This window comes from Pseudoalteromonas sp. T1lg122, from assembly GCF_002964825.1.
Lineage (GTDB): Bacteria > Pseudomonadota > Gammaproteobacteria > Enterobacterales > Alteromonadaceae > Pseudoalteromonas > Pseudoalteromonas gelatinilytica.
Genome location: NZ_PQCG01000001.1, coordinates 232,494 through 250,131, shown reverse-complemented (window position 1 = coordinate 250,131; position 17,638 = coordinate 232,494). Strand labels below are relative to the sequence as shown.

The 17,638-nt window shown below is 40.9% G+C and carries 23 protein-coding genes; 21 read left to right on the top strand and 2 right to left on the bottom strand.

Features of this window, described 5'->3' with window-relative positions; all coding sequences use genetic code 11:
- The first annotated feature begins 285 nt into the window (after positions 1–285).
- From yegS to C2M33_RS01225, 6 genes are all read left to right on the top strand, one after another.
- Complete coding sequence (gene yegS, locus C2M33_RS01250; protein WP_105173471.1) at positions 286–1,182, top strand: lipid kinase YegS; 897 nt, start codon at positions 286–288, stop codon at positions 1,180–1,182.
- Positions 1,183–1,301: 119 nt separating this feature from the next.
- Complete coding sequence (gene asd / locus C2M33_RS01245) at positions 1,302–2,444, top strand: aspartate-semialdehyde dehydrogenase (protein ID WP_105173470.1); 1,143 nt, start codon at positions 1,302–1,304, stop codon at positions 2,442–2,444.
- A 61-nt stretch (positions 2,445–2,505) separates the two neighbouring features.
- Positions 2,506–3,117 carry an FMN-binding negative transcriptional regulator gene (locus C2M33_RS01240; protein WP_105173469.1) on the top strand — a complete coding sequence of 204 codons (612 nt, stop codon included), beginning with the start codon at positions 2,506–2,508 and terminating at the stop codon, positions 3,115–3,117.
- Positions 3,118–3,366: 249 nt separating this feature from the next.
- The gene (locus tag C2M33_RS01235) at positions 3,367–3,801 is read left to right on the top strand and encodes a GNAT family N-acetyltransferase (RefSeq protein WP_105173468.1); all 435 of its coding nucleotides are present in this window, start codon (positions 3,367–3,369) and stop codon (positions 3,799–3,801) included.
- A 506-nt stretch (positions 3,802–4,307) separates the two neighbouring features.
- A complete protein-coding gene (locus C2M33_RS01230) occupies positions 4,308–4,688 on the top strand; it encodes a VOC family protein (protein WP_105173467.1) in 381 nt (126 codons plus the stop codon).
- Between the two features lie 6 nt (positions 4,689–4,694).
- A complete protein-coding gene (locus tag C2M33_RS01225; RefSeq protein ID WP_105173466.1) occupies positions 4,695–4,982 on the top strand; it encodes a hypothetical protein in 288 nt (95 codons plus the stop codon).
- Positions 4,983–5,273: 291 nt separating this feature from the next.
- On the opposite strand, the gene C2M33_RS01220 is transcribed toward C2M33_RS01225, so the two are convergent.
- Positions 5,274–6,080, bottom strand: a complete 807-nt coding sequence (locus C2M33_RS01220; protein WP_171038308.1) for an ion transporter — start codon at positions 6,078–6,080, stop codon at positions 5,274–5,276.
- A gap of 88 nt (positions 6,081–6,168) precedes the next feature.
- Here C2M33_RS01220 and C2M33_RS01215 point away from each other — a divergent pair, with 88 nt between their 5' ends.
- The 8 genes from C2M33_RS01215 to C2M33_RS01180 all read left to right on the top strand — a co-directional run bounded on the left by C2M33_RS01215 (position 6,169) and on the right by C2M33_RS01180 (position 9,408).
- Positions 6,169–6,375, top strand: a complete 207-nt coding sequence (locus tag C2M33_RS01215; RefSeq protein ID WP_063707355.1) for a hypothetical protein — start codon at positions 6,169–6,171, stop codon at positions 6,373–6,375.
- Entirely contained in the window at positions 6,368–6,640 is a 273-nt protein-coding gene (locus C2M33_RS01210) for a hypothetical protein (RefSeq protein ID WP_063707353.1), read from the top strand. The genes C2M33_RS01215 and C2M33_RS01210 overlap by 8 nt, the downstream gene beginning before the upstream one ends.
- 2 nt (positions 6,641–6,642) lie before the next feature.
- Entirely contained in the window at positions 6,643–7,092 is a 450-nt protein-coding gene (locus tag C2M33_RS01205; RefSeq protein WP_063707351.1) for a hypothetical protein, read from the top strand.
- Between the two features lie 59 nt (positions 7,093–7,151).
- Positions 7,152–7,346 (top strand): YwbE family protein, encoded by a 195-nt coding sequence (locus tag C2M33_RS01200; protein WP_036971837.1) that lies wholly within the window; start codon positions 7,152–7,154, stop codon positions 7,344–7,346.
- Positions 7,343–7,870 (top strand): DUF4240 domain-containing protein, encoded by a 528-nt coding sequence (locus C2M33_RS01195; protein ID WP_105173465.1) that lies wholly within the window; start codon positions 7,343–7,345, stop codon positions 7,868–7,870. The genes C2M33_RS01200 and C2M33_RS01195 overlap by 4 nt, the downstream gene beginning before the upstream one ends.
- Positions 7,871–8,059: 189 nt before the next feature.
- Positions 8,060–8,476 (top strand): DUF805 domain-containing protein, encoded by a 417-nt coding sequence (locus C2M33_RS01190; protein ID WP_199775193.1) that lies wholly within the window; start codon positions 8,060–8,062, stop codon positions 8,474–8,476.
- Positions 8,477–8,525: 49 nt separating this feature from the next.
- Positions 8,526–8,915 carry a DoxX-like family protein gene (locus tag C2M33_RS01185; protein WP_105173464.1) on the top strand — a complete coding sequence of 130 codons (390 nt, stop codon included), beginning with the start codon at positions 8,526–8,528 and terminating at the stop codon, positions 8,913–8,915.
- Positions 8,908–9,408 (top strand): hypothetical protein, encoded by a 501-nt coding sequence (locus C2M33_RS01180; protein ID WP_105173463.1) that lies wholly within the window; start codon positions 8,908–8,910, stop codon positions 9,406–9,408. The genes C2M33_RS01185 and C2M33_RS01180 overlap by 8 nt, the downstream gene beginning before the upstream one ends.
- Here the strand turns inward: C2M33_RS01180 and C2M33_RS01175 are convergent.
- Entirely contained in the window at positions 9,386–10,282 is an 897-nt protein-coding gene (locus C2M33_RS01175) for a LysR family transcriptional regulator (RefSeq protein WP_105173462.1), read from the bottom strand. The two genes, C2M33_RS01180 and C2M33_RS01175, sit on opposite strands and share 23 nt — an antisense overlap.
- A 120-nt stretch (positions 10,283–10,402) precedes the next feature.
- Between C2M33_RS01175 and hutH the strand changes: the two genes are divergently transcribed.
- The 7 genes from hutH (at position 10,403) to C2M33_RS01140 (ending at position 17,477) form a co-directional block, all read left to right on the top strand.
- On the top strand, positions 10,403–11,896 hold the full coding sequence (gene hutH / locus C2M33_RS01170) for a histidine ammonia-lyase (RefSeq protein WP_063707340.1): 1,494 nt from the start codon (positions 10,403–10,405) through the stop codon (positions 11,894–11,896).
- Between the two features lie 11 nt (positions 11,897–11,907).
- Positions 11,908–13,908, top strand: a complete 2,001-nt coding sequence (locus tag C2M33_RS01165) for a urocanate hydratase (protein ID WP_063707338.1) — start codon at positions 11,908–11,910, stop codon at positions 13,906–13,908.
- A 121-nt stretch (positions 13,909–14,029) separates the two neighbouring features.
- Positions 14,030–14,440, top strand: a complete 411-nt coding sequence (locus tag C2M33_RS01160; RefSeq protein ID WP_105173461.1) for a GFA family protein — start codon at positions 14,030–14,032, stop codon at positions 14,438–14,440.
- 526 nt (positions 14,441–14,966) lie between these two features.
- A complete protein-coding gene (locus tag C2M33_RS01155) occupies positions 14,967–15,359 on the top strand; it encodes a hypothetical protein (protein ID WP_105173460.1) in 393 nt (130 codons plus the stop codon).
- Positions 15,360–15,385: 26 nt separating this feature from the next.
- Positions 15,386–15,748 (top strand): hypothetical protein, encoded by a 363-nt coding sequence (locus C2M33_RS01150; protein ID WP_062568001.1) that lies wholly within the window; start codon positions 15,386–15,388, stop codon positions 15,746–15,748.
- A gap of 283 nt (positions 15,749–16,031) precedes the next feature.
- Positions 16,032–16,844 (top strand): helix-turn-helix transcriptional regulator, encoded by an 813-nt coding sequence (locus C2M33_RS01145; RefSeq protein ID WP_105173459.1) that lies wholly within the window; start codon positions 16,032–16,034, stop codon positions 16,842–16,844.
- Positions 16,845–16,919: 75 nt separating this feature from the next.
- A complete protein-coding gene (locus C2M33_RS01140; protein WP_063530382.1) occupies positions 16,920–17,477 on the top strand; it encodes a YbhB/YbcL family Raf kinase inhibitor-like protein in 558 nt (185 codons plus the stop codon).
- Positions 17,478–17,638 lie beyond the last annotated feature (161 nt).

The window sequence follows — 17,638 nt, the reverse complement described above, 5'->3', positions numbered from 1 at the left end:
AGCGTTTCACAGGTGCTTAATATCAAGGCGTTACTTTGCAAGAATGGCAGTCCCTTTTAAGAAGTAACAACGATGAGAGTAAGTGCCTGTGAAGCGCCCAAAGGGTTGGTTTAAAAGCGATTTATACTGCGTTATTGATTTTAACAATAGAACCACTATTACTTGCAATCAATGCCTTGCCTAAATCGCTTTTAATTCCAACTGAAACTCGCATCTTGAGGTAGTTTGGGTATATTAAACCATTGCGTGTTATGGTAGTTCAACGTGTTTAAACAGGGATTAAAAATGGACTTACGGTTAATTATAAATGGTAAAAAAGCGGCTGATGAGCAGCTTCGTGATGCCATTGGTCAATTTCGAACTAGTCAGCCACTGGCGGTGCGTGTTACCTATGAAGGCGGTGACATTGAGCGCTTTATCAATGAAGCCGTCGCAGAAGGTGTAAAACGTATTGTCGTAGCTGGTGGCGATGGCACCGTTAATGAAGCCGTTAATGCATTAATGAAACTAGAAAAGTCACAACGTTTAGAGCTTGCAATTTTACCTATGGGCACAGCAAATGATTTTGCTACAGCCGCTAATATTCCCCACGGGTACTTGCCAGCGCTTAAACTTGCCGCACAGGGTCAGCCGTATGCAATTGATACGGTAGAGGTTGATAAGCGTTATTTCGTAAATGTAGCCAGTGCTGGCTTTGGGGCAAAAATTACCGCAACCACACCGCCTGCACTGAAAAACTTACTCGGTGGCGGCGCGTATACCTTGGCAGGGCTTGTACAAGCGCTAAGTTTTGTGCCTTACAGTGGCGAGTTAACGCTGCCTGATGGTGAACGAACTTCGGGCGATATTATTGCCGCTGCCGTGTGTAATGGACGCCAAGCGGGTGGCGGTCAGCCCCTTGCGCCCCATGCGTACATAAATGATGGCTTGGTTGATTTAGTGGCGTTTACCTCATTTGCAATTTCAGATGTACCAGCGGTTATCGAAGAGCTCAGCAATTACCCTAACTCATCACAACAGTGGGTAAAACGCTTTCAAGTGCCTTGGCTTGAATGGCAAACACAAACAGAAATGCCAATAAACTTAGATGGCGAGCCAATCACCTCAAAGCAACAACGTTTTGAAGTGCATGCTGGTGCGCTAAACTTAGTGCTACCAGACGCATGTCCAATGCTAAGATGAAAAATTTTGATGTTACTCGGTTAGCGCTGGTTTTGCTTGGGCCGCAATGCTAGATTACTTCTGTAAAAATTAAACTCTCACGCAATGGACTTTAATTTTTAACAGTTTAGGTAATTGGAATGAATCAAACAGTGGAACAAACAATGAAAAAAGTAGGATTAGTCGGTTGGCGGGGCATGGTTGGCTCTGTGTTATTAGAACGTATGCAGCAAGAAAATGATTTTTCTAATATCGACACGACTTTTTTCACCACCTCACAAACCGGTCAATTAGGTCCTGATCTTGCGGGTCCTGCTAAACCGCTTTTAGATGCCAATGATATCGCTGAGCTTGCGAAGATGGATATTGTTGTTACTTGCCAAGGCGGTGACTATACCAAAGCCGTTTACCCGCAATTACGTGAATCAGGTTGGCAAGGTTACTGGATTGATGCGGCATCGGCACTGCGTATGAGTGACGACAGTATTATTGTGCTAGATCCGGTAAATAAAGACGTTATCAGTGCGGGTTTAGAGCAAGGTGTTAAAACCTATGTGGGCGGTAACTGTACCGTATCACTGATGCTATTAGCACTAGGCGGTTTATTTGAGCAAGACTTGATTGAATGGGTAAGCCCAATGACATATCAAGCGGCGTCTGGTGCAGGCGCTCGCAACATGAAAGAGTTAATTGCGCAAATGGGTGCAATTCACGAAACTGTTGCTGACAAACTTGCAGATCCAAATGCTGCGATTCTTGAGATTGATAAGTTAGTCACCGAAAAAATTGCCTCAAGCGATTTACCACAAGACCAGTTTGGTGTGCCTCTAGCAGGTAGCCTTATTCCTTGGATTGATGTACCAATGCCAAGCAGTCAAAGTAAAGAAGAGTGGAAAGCGCAAGTTGAAGCGAACAAAATTTTAGGCAGCAGCGAACAACCTATCCCTGTTGATGGCTTATGTGTTCGCATTGGCGCAATGCGTTGTCACTCACAAGCAATGACAATTAAGCTGCGCAAAGACATTAGCGTTGAGCAAATTGAAGAAATTCTTGCTTCTCACAATGAGTGGGTCAAAGTGATCCCGAATGATCGTGGCATTACATCAACTGATTTAACACCTGTAAAAGTAACCGGCACACTGTCTATTCCGGTAGGTCGTATTCGCAAATTAGCGATGGGTCCAGAATATATCAGTGCGTTTACAGTAGGTGACCAACTGCTATGGGGGGCTGCTGAGCCACTTCGTCGTATGTTACGCATTATTGTTGATGGTCAACATTAATCATACAACTCAATATTAAGGCTAGCAGTTTGCTGGCCTTTTTTAGCACTAAAGGAAAGTAATGCACACCCCTAATAAATGGAAAATGACACCAGAGCGAGTATCGCAGTTCATCAAAACCTACAGCTTTGCATTGATGGTTGATAGTGAGTTTGAGGCAACCCATCTACCATTAGTTTATAAACCCGATGAGGGCGAGTTTGGTACCTTGTATGGTCATGTGTCACGGGCAAATCGTCATGGCAAAAGCTTGCAAGATACCCGTGTATTGGTGGTTTTTAATGGCCCACATAGTTATATTTCACCGACTTGGTATAGTGAGAAGCCAGCTGTATCGACTTGGAACTACGCTGCGGTGCATGCCCAGGGCAAAGTAGAATACCTCGATGATGACAACACCTTAGCCTGCCTAGATGAACTAATTAGCCAATACGAGCCAAGTATTTTAAACGACACCAGTTTGTTGCCAGCTGATTATCAAGCCAAATTACTCCGTGGCATAGTGGGTATTAAAATCGAACTTGATTCAATTCAGGCAAAAGAGAAGTTAGGCCAGCATAAATCGGCGGCAGATCAACAAGGTGTTGTAACAGGGTTAAGGGCAGATAAACACCCAGATGCCCAAGCTTTACTTAGCTATATGCTTAAACATGAAGTAGGAATAGGCAGCTAATTTGCATCCCGCAAATGCTGCCAATTGGTTGGAAAGTATCAAGCACTGCTTTGTTAAAAGCATGTTAATTACTAAAACTAAAGTTAGTACATTCCATGCCCCTGTCAACTAAATGTCATATTTATCGCTCGCGGGAGTTATGTCTGAAATCGTGACAATGCTTTACTTTGGTTTATTGCTTGAATAATACTTGTGTGAATTCTAAAACCTGATGTTACTTTGCTAGCAGCAATTATGAGTATTTAATCAATGAAAATAGACAATGTGAACGCTGAAGATTACCCAGAGCTACTTGCTGTATGGGAAAACTCAGTACGAGCAACCCATGATTTTATAACAGAAGACGACATCGCTTTTTTTAAGCCAATTATCATAGAGCAGGCGTTTCCTAATGTTACTTTAAAGTGTATTAAGGATGAGCATCAGGCAATTTTAGGCTTTGTTGGCGTACATGAGTGCAAAATTGAAATGCTGTTTATTTTAGATGCCGCAAGAGGTAAGGGTATAGGTAAAGCCCTACTAAACTATGCGGTTGAGCAATTAGCTTCTCACAAAGTGGATGTAAATGAGCAAAACCCACTTGCAGTTGGCTTTTATCAGCATATGGGCTTTAAAGTTGCCTCACGCTCGCCCTTAGATGATATGGGTAAACCATTTCCAATATTGCACTTGGAGCTCGTGTAGGAGCGGCTTCAGCCGTGAATTTAGATGTTCGCCGTTGAAACGCCTCCTACAAACTCTTACTAACTTTACTCTCGCAACTTGAAACTCGCTAACTTCTCTTATAACGCGCTAAAGCACGACCTACAAACGCGCGAAACAAGTTTCACGCCTACGATTTAAAACATTGGGCTCTATGATTTAGGCTCTAGGACGCGATGTAAAATCGCTGCTACTTGTTCGGCGTTGAAACGCCTCCTACAAACTTTACTCTCGCAACCCGCTAACTTCTCTTTTAACGCGCTAAAGCACGACCTACAATGCGCGAAACAAGTTTCACGCCTCCGATGAATCCCGTAGGAACGGCTTTAGCCGTGAATTTAGATGTTCGGCGTTAAAACGACTCCTACAAACTCTTACTGACTTTACTCTCGCAACTTGTAACTCGCTAACTCGTCACTTATCTTTTGCTTAATTTAATGAACGCGATATGCTGAAGCAACGAATAAAGCATTACAAGGGAGTAGCAAATGAATCTCAATCAGGTGACGTTACCTGTAAAGGATATGAATGAAGCGGTGGCTTTTTACTTAACACTGGGAATGATTCAGATAGTGGATACCCCGCATTATGCGCGCTTTCAATGCCCAGATGGTGATGCCACATTTTCGCTGTCATTAGAAACTGAAGAGTTTAGTAACAGTGCGGTAATATATTTTGAACATGAGCAGCTCGATGAGCTCTATGCAAGCCTTGTTGAAAAAGGCATTCGCTTTGAACAGCCGCCAACCGCACAGCGCTATTTATGGACGGAAGCAATTCTAAAAGACCCATCAGGGAATAAAATTAAATTATATTGGGCCGGAGAAAACCGCTTAAACCCGCCATGGAAGGTAGAAAAAAGAGGATGATATGTAATGAATATTACAGCAAAAGTTACTTTCTTAGTCATAGAACGCACGCCTCATGCATTTAGATATACAGGAAGTGGTTGTTACCCTCGAATTTCATATTTGAACCGTGTCGATACCAGCTGTAGACTTATTTTTGAAGAGGGTAAAGAGTTCTTTGATGGAGAAACTGCTGATATATTTATAGAAGTGTTGGATTCATCCGCTCTTCAAGGTATGTATATTGGTATGCCTTTTGAATTGTTTGTATGTCATACAAAAATAGCAGAAGGCCAGATATCAAGCTTATTTTGATAATAATCCATGAATTTAAACAAGTGCTTTGAGGTTAAATAGTGGGCTAGATAACATTTATAAATAAATGCACAGGCATTATTGAATTGGGTTTGCTAGAGCATCCGCTGCACAAGAGCAAGTGAAAGCTATAAAAGAAGAAATTATCGAGTTGGATCGTAAATTTTCAGGTTGAGTTCGATTGCAAAAAGCTGCTTCATATTTATAAATTTTAAAGTAGAAGCGCTAGGGTCTAGGTCCTAGCGCCTAATAGCTAAAAACTATTATCTAAAAAGCTTAGCTCAAAAAGCCTTACTGCTTTTCTTTCAATAGTTGTTTGAGTTCGGCCATTTCAGCTTGCAGCTGAGCAATTTGCCCTTTGGTTGCAGGCATGTCGGCATCAGATGTTTGCTCTTCACGGGCGTTACGATGCTCTTCAGACATAACTTCTAAAATCGCACCAACCATCATGTTTAAAAATACAAAGGCCGTTAAGAAGATGAACGTTAGATAGAAAATCCAGCTGAGTTCATACACAGCCATCGTTTCATACATAACATCGGTCCAATCCTCAAACGTTGCAATCCTAAATAGAGTTAGCATAGAAATTGATACATCGCCCCACAATACTGGGTTAATGTCAGCAAACAGCATGCTACCCATGGCGGCATAAATGTAGAAGATCACGAACATAAGCAGGGCGATATAGCCCATTTGCGGAATAGCTTTTAGAAGCGAGTTAACCAGCAATCTAAGTTCTGGGATCATCGACACTAGTCGCAATACGCGGAAAATACGCAATAATCGGGCGATGAAAAGGGTTGAGCCAGCAGCAGGGTAAAGGCTACCAACCACGATTATAAAATCGAAAATATTCCAGCCTTTGCTGAAGAAATCTTTAAAGCCACGACTGGCAATAAAACGGATCACCAGTTCAACTAAAAAGAATACTGTAATCCCTAAGTCCATCCAGTGTAAGGCAAGCTCGGCAGTTGGATGTAATGAGTAGGTGTGTGCCCCCACTGTTAGCGCTGAAATAACAATGACAGCAATAACAAATGATTGAAAAATTTTACTTTTATCGATACGCTGAAACAGCTCTTGTAACTGCGACAACATCATATAGAACCCTTTGGTTATAATATTTAAACCCCCGCAATATACAGGAAAACGCAGCACCAATGTATAACTACATAAAGGAAATTTAATGTTTTTTAATGCTTTAAAATTGGCCGTGATTGCAACGCTTGCTGTGGTTTTATCAGCGTGTAGCTCAGATGCCCGTTATCATGAAATTCAATCAGCGCGCTTAAGTGAATGCAATCATATGGCAGATAAAGAGTACCATGAGTGTGTAAAGCGCCAGCAAGATAGCTACGAAGAATTTAAAAAACAACAAGCAGAACATGACTAAAACTGAAAAGCGCCTAGATAAGGCTATTCGAGAGGCTTTAACGCAAGCCTGCGAACAAGCAAAAGAGCACGTACACGAATTTTCATGGTTAACGCATACTGCTGACCTAAAAAAGCTACCACAATCACTAAAAGTAAGTTGTTATTGCAAAGAGCTGCCGATAACCGCTGAGCAAACCCAGTTAATTACCAGTTTAATTATCAAAGAATTGAGCGCTGTAGATTTAGCTATCAATGTAAAAGCAATTACGTTTTTAAAGGAATAATAATGTACTTTAATTTAACCCCTAAACAGATGGTTAGGTTAAATCGTGCTCTTGCTGTGTTGTTTAGTGGTGTAGGCGTGTACGGCTTGCAATCTGATTCATTACCTATTTCACCTTATACCTGCTTTACCTTGGCAATTGCATGTGTGGTGCAGGCTTATTACTCAACAGAAAAATTCGTAGCCAAAGCAGCGCTTAGTAATACAATCACTGCAACAGACACAAGCCTAACGGTTAAGCAGGTGTACTACCAATGCGAAAAAGAAGAGATACTTGAATTAAGTCGTATTTCGCAATTGAAAGTTGCTGATAACTATTTAGCCGTCATATTAGATGGCAACGGGCAAGGTTATGACTTTCAAATAAAGGGTAAAGCTGAAGCCATCATCGAACGTTTAAATGAGGTATTGCCAAAGGCGCTGCTTAAAAACAGCCCAATCAAACAGGTTTAATTTGGTAAGCTAGCGGCAAATGGCTATAATCGGCAAAAATTATTGAAAGAGATATAGCAATGGCAGTGCCTACGCGTTCACAAATTTCAATTGGCTGCGAAGTCAACATTGTATTAAAACAAGATCAACGAACAGGTCAGTTAACTCAAGGTGTGGTGTCACGTATTTTAACTAAATCCCCAAACCACCCGCATGGTATTAAAGTTCAACTTGATGATGGTCAAGTAGGGCGCGTGAAAGAGATTTTATCATGAGTGTTTTAAGTGAAAGTGAATTTTGGCAACTCGTAACCGCCGAAGATAAAACTGCTGAGCCTGAATCTGTTTGTAATGCATTAAAAGCAAAGCTGACTGATTTATCTGACCAGCAGCTGATGGAATTTGATAAGCAGTTTAACCTACGTTTGCGCAAAGCCTATACCTGGGACTTATTTGGTGCCGCTTATGTAATGGCCGGTTGTAACGATGATTATGGCTTTTCTGAGTTTTTATGTTGGCTTATTTCACGTGGTGAACAGGCTTTTTTAAAGGCGCTTGAAAACCCAGACTCAATTGCTGAGTGTAAGCCAGTTTATCATTTAAACGAACAGCCTTACCCGTATTTAGATGAATACGATTTAATTGCCGGTATGCTTTACGAAGAACGTAATGATGACGAATTACCTTTTGTACCATCAGGCCTTGAGCAACCAAAAGGTAAACGCTTTAAAGATAAAGCCAAGTATTTAAAACAAACCTATCCAAATTTATACGCCAAATATTGGCAACAACCGAATTAATTAAAAGCACCTAAGGGTGCTTTTTTATGGCCTAGTACATACCTGTCTAAAGCTTATCAACAATTTCTTAGTACCCAAATCCAATCATTTTGTGTTATATTATTCATGCTTAATTCAGCACTATTAACAACATAAATCAGCAGACTAGATTAATTCGGTCTGCTACAACACATATCAAAGGAAATGACAGTGTCAGAAAACGTATATCAAGCCCCAGAAGCAAACCTCGCTTCGGCATCAACAGAAACTACCACTTTAACGATGAAAGAAATTTTGTTTTCTTTTAATGGTCGTATACCTAGAAAAACCTATTGGTATTCTTTCTTAGGTATTATCGTAGCTTCATTTGTTTTTATGTTCTTAGTCGCATTATTAACAGCGGGTAATGAAACAGCAATTTCTGTGATCACACTCATCTTTTATATCCCACTTATGTGGGTTTCGCTTGCGGTTCAAGTAAAGCGCTGGCATGACCGTAATAAATCAGGTTGGTGGGTACTGATTGGCTTAGTTCCCGTTATTGGTGGTATCTGGGCGTTAATTGAAAATGGTTTTTTAGCGGGTGATGAAGCTGAGAACCGTTTCGGTAAACCTACTAGCTTATAAGCTATACTGTGTGCTCTGAATATCAGAGTACACAAAGTAAACTTACCCAATGAAGCATTTAAGTACGATTCACATCGCTCGATTTATTATCAGCTTTTGTTGGCTTTATCATGGGCTGATGCCAAAACTAATTCATATTGCCCCCTTAGAACAACAAATGACGGCAAGTTTTGGTTTTAATGCTGAAATTTCAATGCTCATTACTCGGGCAGCTGGCATAGGTGAAATTATATTTGCCGTGCTGTTTTTTATCTTCTACCGTTCAATCTTAATCAATATTCTCAATATAGTCGCTTTAGTTGGACTAATGCTGTTTGTTGCCGTTTTACAACCTGCACTTTTAATCGAAGCGTTTAATCCTGTGACTACAAACTTTGCCATAATCGCGTTTAGCCTTGTGCTAATTAAAGAAACTAAAGAGCCGCAGCTCAATGCTTAATACACCGCATCAGTCGCCAATCACTCAATACACGAAAAAAGAAGAAAAAAAGTTTTTATCTTCTTATTTATTTTTAATAGGCCTATTGCAAATAATTGCCGCATTCTATTTTTTGGATTTGCCTATAAAAGAACAGCTACTAGATGAGCAGGGTGTAGTAAAGCGCTTTTATGAATCACATAGAAATTGTGGGCAACACAATAAATGTAAACTTATGACAGTTGTAGGAACGGAAAAGACGACTACATACCTAAGACCAACGAACTTACCAATTGAATTAAATGATCACGTTCATGTTTTAGCTTCATATAATAAAAGTGCCGAAGCGTATAAAGTTCATCAGTTACAACTAAATGGTAAGATGATCCAAAGTTATGAACAGGCAATATTTAAAAGCAATATTACGCGTATATTGCTTGGTATTTTTGGTCTGATTTTGATTGTTTTTAGTTTAATCAATAAGTTTAAAACTAAACCGCGTAACAATGCTTAATTTCGTCAATCATGGCGTTTGCTAAAGGCGAGCTGGCATTTGTTTTTGAGGTGATCAATACCACAGGAATATCGTAGTGATATTTACTCGGTTGAATAGCTTTGAAAATACCTTTATCAACCCAGAACTGTGCGTAGTGGTCGGGTAAATAACCAATAAACTCACCCGATAAAATTAAATGTGCAATACCTTCATCGTGATAAGCCACAGCACTATTTTGATAGTTTAAACCGTCGTTTCGGCTTTCTTTATCGCGCATGTAGTTACTGGTAATGACTTCGGCTTCTTTAATGAGCTCATTTATTTGTTTTTCTTCACACTTAAATAATGGGTGACCGACTGCGCAATACAAAAAGTTAGTTTCATTGTGTAGGGCAGTGTAATCTAACCCACGAATATGATGGCGGCTAACACCAATTCCCACTAATGAACGGCCATTGGCTACTGCGGTTTCTACCTCTCGTGCCTCGCACACATTAATATCGAACTGAATGTTTTTACCTTTGCCTTTTAACTTTGCGATTACGCGTGGAATGGCACAACGTGGGTCGCTGACCATGGTATCTATCATGGCAATACTTAAACGCCCCGATAACTCGTTTTTAGAGCTTGCTACGGTATTAGCAAAGGCTTCGCATTGCTGAAGCAGTTCAATCGATGCCTGATAAGTGATGGCACCAGCGTCTGTAATTTCAAAACCACTGCGGCCACGTTTACATAATTTAATGCCAAGCCTTACTTCTAAATCAGATAAATGCGCACTGATCGTTGAGCGGCCAATATTTAAACGTGACTCTGCGGCTGAAAGCCCGCCACACTCAACAATTGCTACAAAAACGCGCAATAAGCGCAGGTCTACGTCATGAACTTGCATAGCTCTTCTTTTAGTTCGATAAATCTGGAATGAATAACGATAATTATGCATTTGTAAAACAACTAGAGCAAGCTAGACTTCATCTAAATAAAACTTAATCCTGTTCTTTAGGAGTTATAAATGACATTTAAGTATGGTGTTGACCAATTAACGTTAGACAGCGTTAATGCTATTGCAGCCGGTACGTTAGAGGCAGAGCTTTGCCAAGAAGCAATTGATAAAATAAATAAAAGCCGCCAAAACGTAGACAAAATGGCTGCCTCAGATAAAGCCATTTATGGTATCAATACGGGCTTTGGCCCATTGTGTGATACACAAATTTCTCCAGAAGAAACCAACCTATTACAAAAGAACTTATTGATCACACACGCTGTTGGTGTGGGTGAGCCAATCGCTAAACCTATTTCAAAGCTGATGCTAATCACCAAAGTACATGCATTAAGCCAAGGTTTTTCAGGTATTCGTTTAACCGTTGTTGAGCGTATGCTTAAGTTTATTGAACTTGATATTATCCCTGTAGTACCAGAGCAAGGCTCAGTAGGCGCATCGGGTGACTTAGCACCGTTATCGCACTTATTCTTACCTCTTTTAGGTGAAGGTGAGTTTTGGGTAAACGACACAATCAAACCAGCAGCAGAGGTATTAAAAGAGCACGGTTTAGCGCCTTTAGAATTACATGCTAAAGAAGGCCTAGCGTTAATTAACGGTACTCAGTTTATTTTATCGCATGCCATTACTGCGCTTACTAAAATGCGTTACTTATTAGACCTTGCAGATATCGCAGGTGCTATGAGTATTGAAGGTATGCAGGGTAGCCAATCGCCGTTCCGTGAAGAGTTACACGCAATTCGTGCTTTTAAAGGTAACGTTGAAGTTGCAGCGCGTATGCGTAGCTTTTTTGCAGGATCTGAAAACATGGCTTCACACACTGATTGTGACCGTGTTCAAGACCCTTACTCATTACGTTGTATTCCACAAGTTCATGGTGCATCACGTAACGCGTACTACCATTTAAAAGAGCTTGCTGAAACAGAAATGAACTCTGTAACAGATAACCCAATTGTGATCAGCGAAGAAGAAGCCATTTCGGGTGGTGGTTTCCACGGTCAACCACTTGCTATGGTATTAGATTACGCATCAATCGCAGCGGCAGAGCTTGGTAACATTGCTGATCGTCGTTGTTATTTACTGCTTGAGGGCTTACACGGCTTACCACGTTTATTAACGACATCGGGTGGCTTAAACTCTGGCATGATGATCCCGCAATACGTGACAGCTGCACTGGTAACAGAAAATAAATCATTGTGTTTCCCGCCATCAGCAGACAGCGTACCAACATCAATGGGCCAAGAAGATCACGTATCTATGGGTAGTATTTCTGGTCGTAAGTTAAACCAGATTTTAGGTAACCTTGATAAAATCTTTGCGATTGAGCTGATGTATGCAGCGCAAGCAATCGAATTTAGACGTCCTAACAAGTGTTCAGACATTATTGAAGAAAACTTTGCGCTCATTCGCAGCAAAGTTGCCAAACTAGAAGAAGACCGCTTACTTAAGCCAGACATTGATGCCATGGTTGCACTTGTTAAATCGCAAGCGTTTAAAGTTAACTAAGGGAGCAAATAATGACTTTTCAAGAACAAATTAAGCAAGGTATCCCAAGCGTATTGCCAGAGCCAAAACCGTATCCAAATGATGCAAACCGAGCTCCAAAACGTAAAGACATTTTATCAGCTGACGAAAAGCAATTAGCAATTCGTAACGCATTGCGTTATTTCCCTAAAGAATGGCATCAAGAATTAGCCGTCGAATTTGCCGCTGAGCTTAAGCAATTTGGCCGTATTTACATGTATCGCTTTAAGCCTAACTATGAACTTAAAGCGCGCTCAATCAGCGATTACCCAGCTAAATGCGAACAAGCTGCCGCTATCATGTTAATGATCGACAATAACCTTGATCCAGCAGTAGCACAGCACCCTGAAGAGCTAATCACGTACGGTGGTAACGGTGCGGTATTCCAAAACTGGGCACAGTACTTATTAACCATGAAGTACTTAAGCGAAATGGAAGAAGACCAAACGCTGCACATGTATTCGGGTCACCCTATGGGGTTATTTCCATCATCAGTAGAAGCACCGCGCGTGGTTGTGACAAACGGTATGATGATCCCGAACTATTCAAAGCCGGATGACTGGGAAAAATTCAATGCACTAGGTGTAACTCAATACGGTCAAATGACTGCGGGTTCATTTATGTACATTGGCCCACAAGGCATCGTGCACGGTACAACCATTACGGTAATGAATGCATTCCGTAAAGTACTTGAAAAAGGCGAATCACCAAAAGGTAAGATCTTCTTAACTGCTGGTTTAGGCGGTATGAGTGGTGCGCAACCTAAAGCGGGTAACATTGCTAACTGTATCACCGTATGTGCCGAGGTTAACCCTAAGGCAGCTATTAAGCGTCATCAACAAGGTTGGGTTGATGAGCTAATTGATAACATGCCAGAGCTTGTTGAGCGTGTACGTACGGCTCAGCAAAATGAAGAAGTGGTTTCAATTGCCTTTATCGGTAACGTGGTTGATGTATGGGAAAGCTTCTTAGCTGAAGATATTTTCATTCACTTAGGTTCAGACCAAACTTCACTTCATAACCCTTGGTCAGGCGGTTACTACCCGGTTGATATCAGCTATGAAGAGTCAAATCGTTTAATTCGTGAAGAGCCAGAAGTATTTAAAGAAAAAGTACAAGCGACGCTTAAGCGCCACGCCGATGCTGTTAACAAGCACACGGCAAAAGGAACTTACTTCTTTGATTACGGTAATGCGTTCTTGCTAGAGGCATCACGCGCTGGTGGCGATGTAATGGCTGAAAACGGTATTGATTTTAAATACCCATCTTACGTACAAGATATTCTTGGCCCAATGTGTTTTGACTACGGCTTTGGCCCGTTCCGCTGGGTATGTACATCAGGTAAACCAGAAGATCTTGATAAAACAGATGCAATTGCTGCAGACGTTTTAAATAAAATCATGGCAGACTCGCCTGAAGAGATCCAACAGCAAATGCAAGACAACATCACGTGGATCAAAGATGCGAAGCAAAACAAACTGGTTGTTGGTTCGCAAGCTCGTATTCTTTATGCAGATGCACAAGGCCGCGCTGAAATTGCTAAAGCCTTTAATGATGCCATTAATCGTGGCGAAATTGGTCCGGTTGTACTTGGGCGTGACCACCATGACGTAAGTGGTACAGATTCACCTTTCCGTGAAACATCAAACATTTATGATGGTAGCCGCTTCACCGCAGACATGGCGATTCACAATGTAATTGGTGATGGTTTCCGTGGTGCTACTTGGGTATCTATCCACAATGGTGGTGGTGTTGGCTGGGGCGAAGTGATCAACGGTGGTTTTGGTATGCTACTAGACGGTAGTGAAGCCGCAGAGCGTCGTTTGAAATCTATGCTATTATTTGATGTAAACAACGGTATTGCTCGTCGTAGTTGGGCGCGTAACGAAGAAGCTAATTTTGCTATTAAACGTGAAATGGCTCGTACCCCTAAACTTAAAGTGACCTTGTCTAATAACGTTGATGATGAAGTTTTATCAAACTTAGATTTCTAAGTTGTGTCAATGCAAAAAGGCCATGTTGTAAGTGCAATATGGCCTTTTTTATTGCCAAAAATTAGTAAATAGCGCATCGTTTAGGGTATAAATTTTTAGCTTAGCGAATAAGGAGATAGATATGACTAAAAGACTTACTGGTGGATGCTGCTGCGGCGAAGTGAGTTATAAAGTCGCTGATAACTTTAGGCGTTTTTTCTTCTGTCATTGCGAACAATGCCGCAAACTAACTGGCACTGCTCACGCTGCAAACTTGTTTACCTCACCTGATGCTATCGAATGGGTTAAAGGCCAAAATCACATTACGCGGTTTAATTACCCTGGTCGTGCATTATCTAGGGCGTTTTGTAAAACCTGTGGCTCTGCGTTGCCATTTGAATCACAAGACAGTAAATACCTACTTGTACCTGCAGGCAGTTTAAATGAAGAGCCAAGTAAAGAATTAGACGCGCAAATATTTTGCGAAGAGCAAACCGAATGGCATAAAAAAGGATTAAATGGTAAAAAGCTGATAGGTTTTGGTCGCGATTAAGCTCGGTTAAAGAGTAAAGTTAGCGAGACTCAAGTGGAAAGTTAGCGAGATACGAGAGAGAAGTTAGCGAGATACGAGAGTAAAGTTAGTGAGGTACGAGAGTAAAGTTAGCGAGTTACAAGTTTGTAGGAGGCGTTTTAACGCCGAACAAGTAGCAGCGATTTTACATCGCGTCCCATAGCCTGAATCCTAGCGCCTAATGTTTTCTTTCGTAGGCGTGAAACTTGTTTCGCGCGATATTATGTAGGTCGTGCTTTAGCGCGTTAAAAGAGTGTTTAGCGAGATAAGAGAGTATAGTTTGCGAGTTACGAGAGTAAAGTTTCTAGGAGGCGTTTTAACGCCGAACAAGTAGCAGCGATTTTACATCGCGTCCCAGAGCCTAAATCCTAGCACCTTATGCTTTCAATCGTAGGCGTGAAACTTGTTTCGCGCGTCAAAAGAGAAGTTAGTGAGATATGAGAGTAAAGTTTGACCAGTTGGTCGAGTTTGATTAATCTGTAAAGCACATTTTAAAAGGAGGTTTTATATGTTTAAAGTTTTAACCTTAGCTGTTTTAGTCTCGTTAGCAGTACCTACAAACGCAAATGAAATTACAAGCGAATTTCTTAAAAAAGAGCTAGAACTTGCTCATTCTCAGTACATCAAAGGTTCGAGCGATAGTGCGCTCTATGCGTTAAATGCACTTTCAAGAATTCTTGAGCTTGATAGCGCTAAAACGCTGCAAACAGAAATAGGCCCGAATAATCTTGCTTTTACTTATCTTCGCATTGGACTCATTCATGAGCATGCAGGTGATCAGCAGCAAGCCAATAGCTACTTTGCAAAAGCGATGAATGCTCACCAAGGCGAAAAACTTCAGCTTGCAGAGCTTAAAGCGTATATAACTAAATTAGATAAATCAGCTGCTCACTTAATTTAAATATAATTGGAAATACAAGGAAGACGATGATCAAATGGCACGAACTAAATAAATATCAAAAAGCTGCATTTTGGTGCTTGATAGCTATTGTCGGTTGGTTCTCACCTGAGATTGCACTGTTATTTCATTTTGGTGGAATAGAAGTTGTATTTGCTTTTTTAGCAATGTACAGCTTGCCTATTATCAGAGTAGTGCGTTCTTACCTTCAAAAAATTAGAGAAAAACTGTTACTTGCCTATGTGTCATTTCAAAAAAGTGCCTCTGGTAAACCCAACGTCTTTTTAATGCAAACGGTATTCTGCTGTATTGCAGTTGCACTCACCGGCTCATTCTCTTTTGCAATGGTATTTTTAATGCCAGGAATGATGTTAAACAATATGCTTGTTTGATTGGGTTCAAGTTAGCGAGATACGAGAGTAAAGTTAGCGAGATACGAGAGTAAAGTTAGCGAGATACAAGTTTGTAGGAGGCGTTTCAACGCCGAACAAGTAGCAGCGATTTTACATCGTGCCCTAGAGCCTAAACCCTAGTGCCTAATGTTTTTTCACGCGTTTGTAGGTCGTGCTTTAGCCCGATTAAAGTGTAAAGTTAGCCGGTAGCGTTTTAACGCCGAATAACTAAGAATCACGGTCCAATCCGTTCCTTCGAGTCCAATAAAAAACACTGTAAATTATGAATGAATTGATAGAGATAGGTTTAAGCACTGTAAAGCGACATCCGTTTTTACCGTTTTCGATTTACTGCGCTAATGATGAACAACATATTGTAAATGTGCCTATCGCAAACCCATTACTTGTCGTTGTGTTATCTGGCAGCAAAACGCTAATAGATACAGAAGAAGTTAACTGTGATGCAGGTAATTTTGTCTTATTGGCAAATACACCACAGGTAGCAATGCGCAATATTCCACAAAACTTTGGCTATATTGCGTTATTGATTGAATTTGATTACACCGACTTCGAGTGTTTGAAATATCAAGCCGGCGCAAAGAAAAAGTTTATTACTGGGCAAGTCGATTCACTGTTTCAAATGACCTTAAAACAATTTATTGAATGGGCTGCAGTAACACCACCACAATTATGGCCAATTAGAAGACAAGAGCTGCTGCAAGTACTATATTCGCAGGGCTTCAAAGACTTAGGTTCAATTATTGAGCCACCAACACTGACTCACAAAGTACATACTATTATCGCGAGTGATTTAACGCGTGATTGGGATGCAAGCAGTATTGCAGCGACGTTAGCGATGAGCGAATCGACACTCAGAAGAAAGTTAACCGCAGAAGACAGTAGTTTTCAGTTAATTAAAGATAACGCGCGTTTAAGCCATGGACTACATTTGATTCAAAGTAGCTCACAATCTATTGGCACTATTGCCCAGCAATGTGGTTTTTCGTCGCAATCTAGATTCACCGATAAGTTTAAACTTTTGTTTAATACGACTCCAACAGCCCTTCGTAAAACAATAATGAGCGAAGCAGGCTAATAATTGACAGTTTTGGTACTAATTTGATCTGTCTTTGCTAGGTATTATGATTATTCTTATTAATCGGAGAATATTATGAAATCATCAACATTGAAAATTGCTACACCGTTATTTTTGCTATGTTTATCTGGCACCACATTCGCTGAGACATTTACGCTAACAAGCAAAGACATTGCCCATGGTGACTTTATGGGGAGTGCGCAAGAGTTTAAAGGGTTTGGTTGTAATGGCGATAACCTTTCTCCACAACTCGCTTGGCAAAATGCACCTAAAGGAACTGAAGCATTCGCATTGACCGTTTATGATCCAGATGCGCCTACAGGGAGTGGCTGGTGGCATTGGCAAGTTGTGAATATCCCTAAGTCGGTATCAAGTTTAGCAAGCGGTGCAGGCAGTACAAAGAAGAATGCAATGCCAAAAGGCAGTGTGCAGATCACAAATGATTATGGTTTCAAAGGCTTTGGCGGCGCTTGTCCTCCAGAAGGCCATGGCGCTCACCGATATCAATTTACACTACATGCATTATCACAAAAACTTGAATTACCAGAAAACGCATCAGGTGCGTTAGCAGGCTATATGATTAATGCCTATTCACTTGATTCAGCGACAATTGAAGCGCTTTATAAGCGTTAAGAGAGTAGCGAGATACGAGAGTAAAGTTAGCGAGTTTCGAGAGTAAAGTTAGCGAGATACGGGAGTAAAGTTAGCGAGATACGAGAGTAAAGTTTGCGAGATACGAGAGTAAAGTTTGCGAGATACAAGTTTGTAGGTCGTGCTTTAGCGCGTTAAAAGGG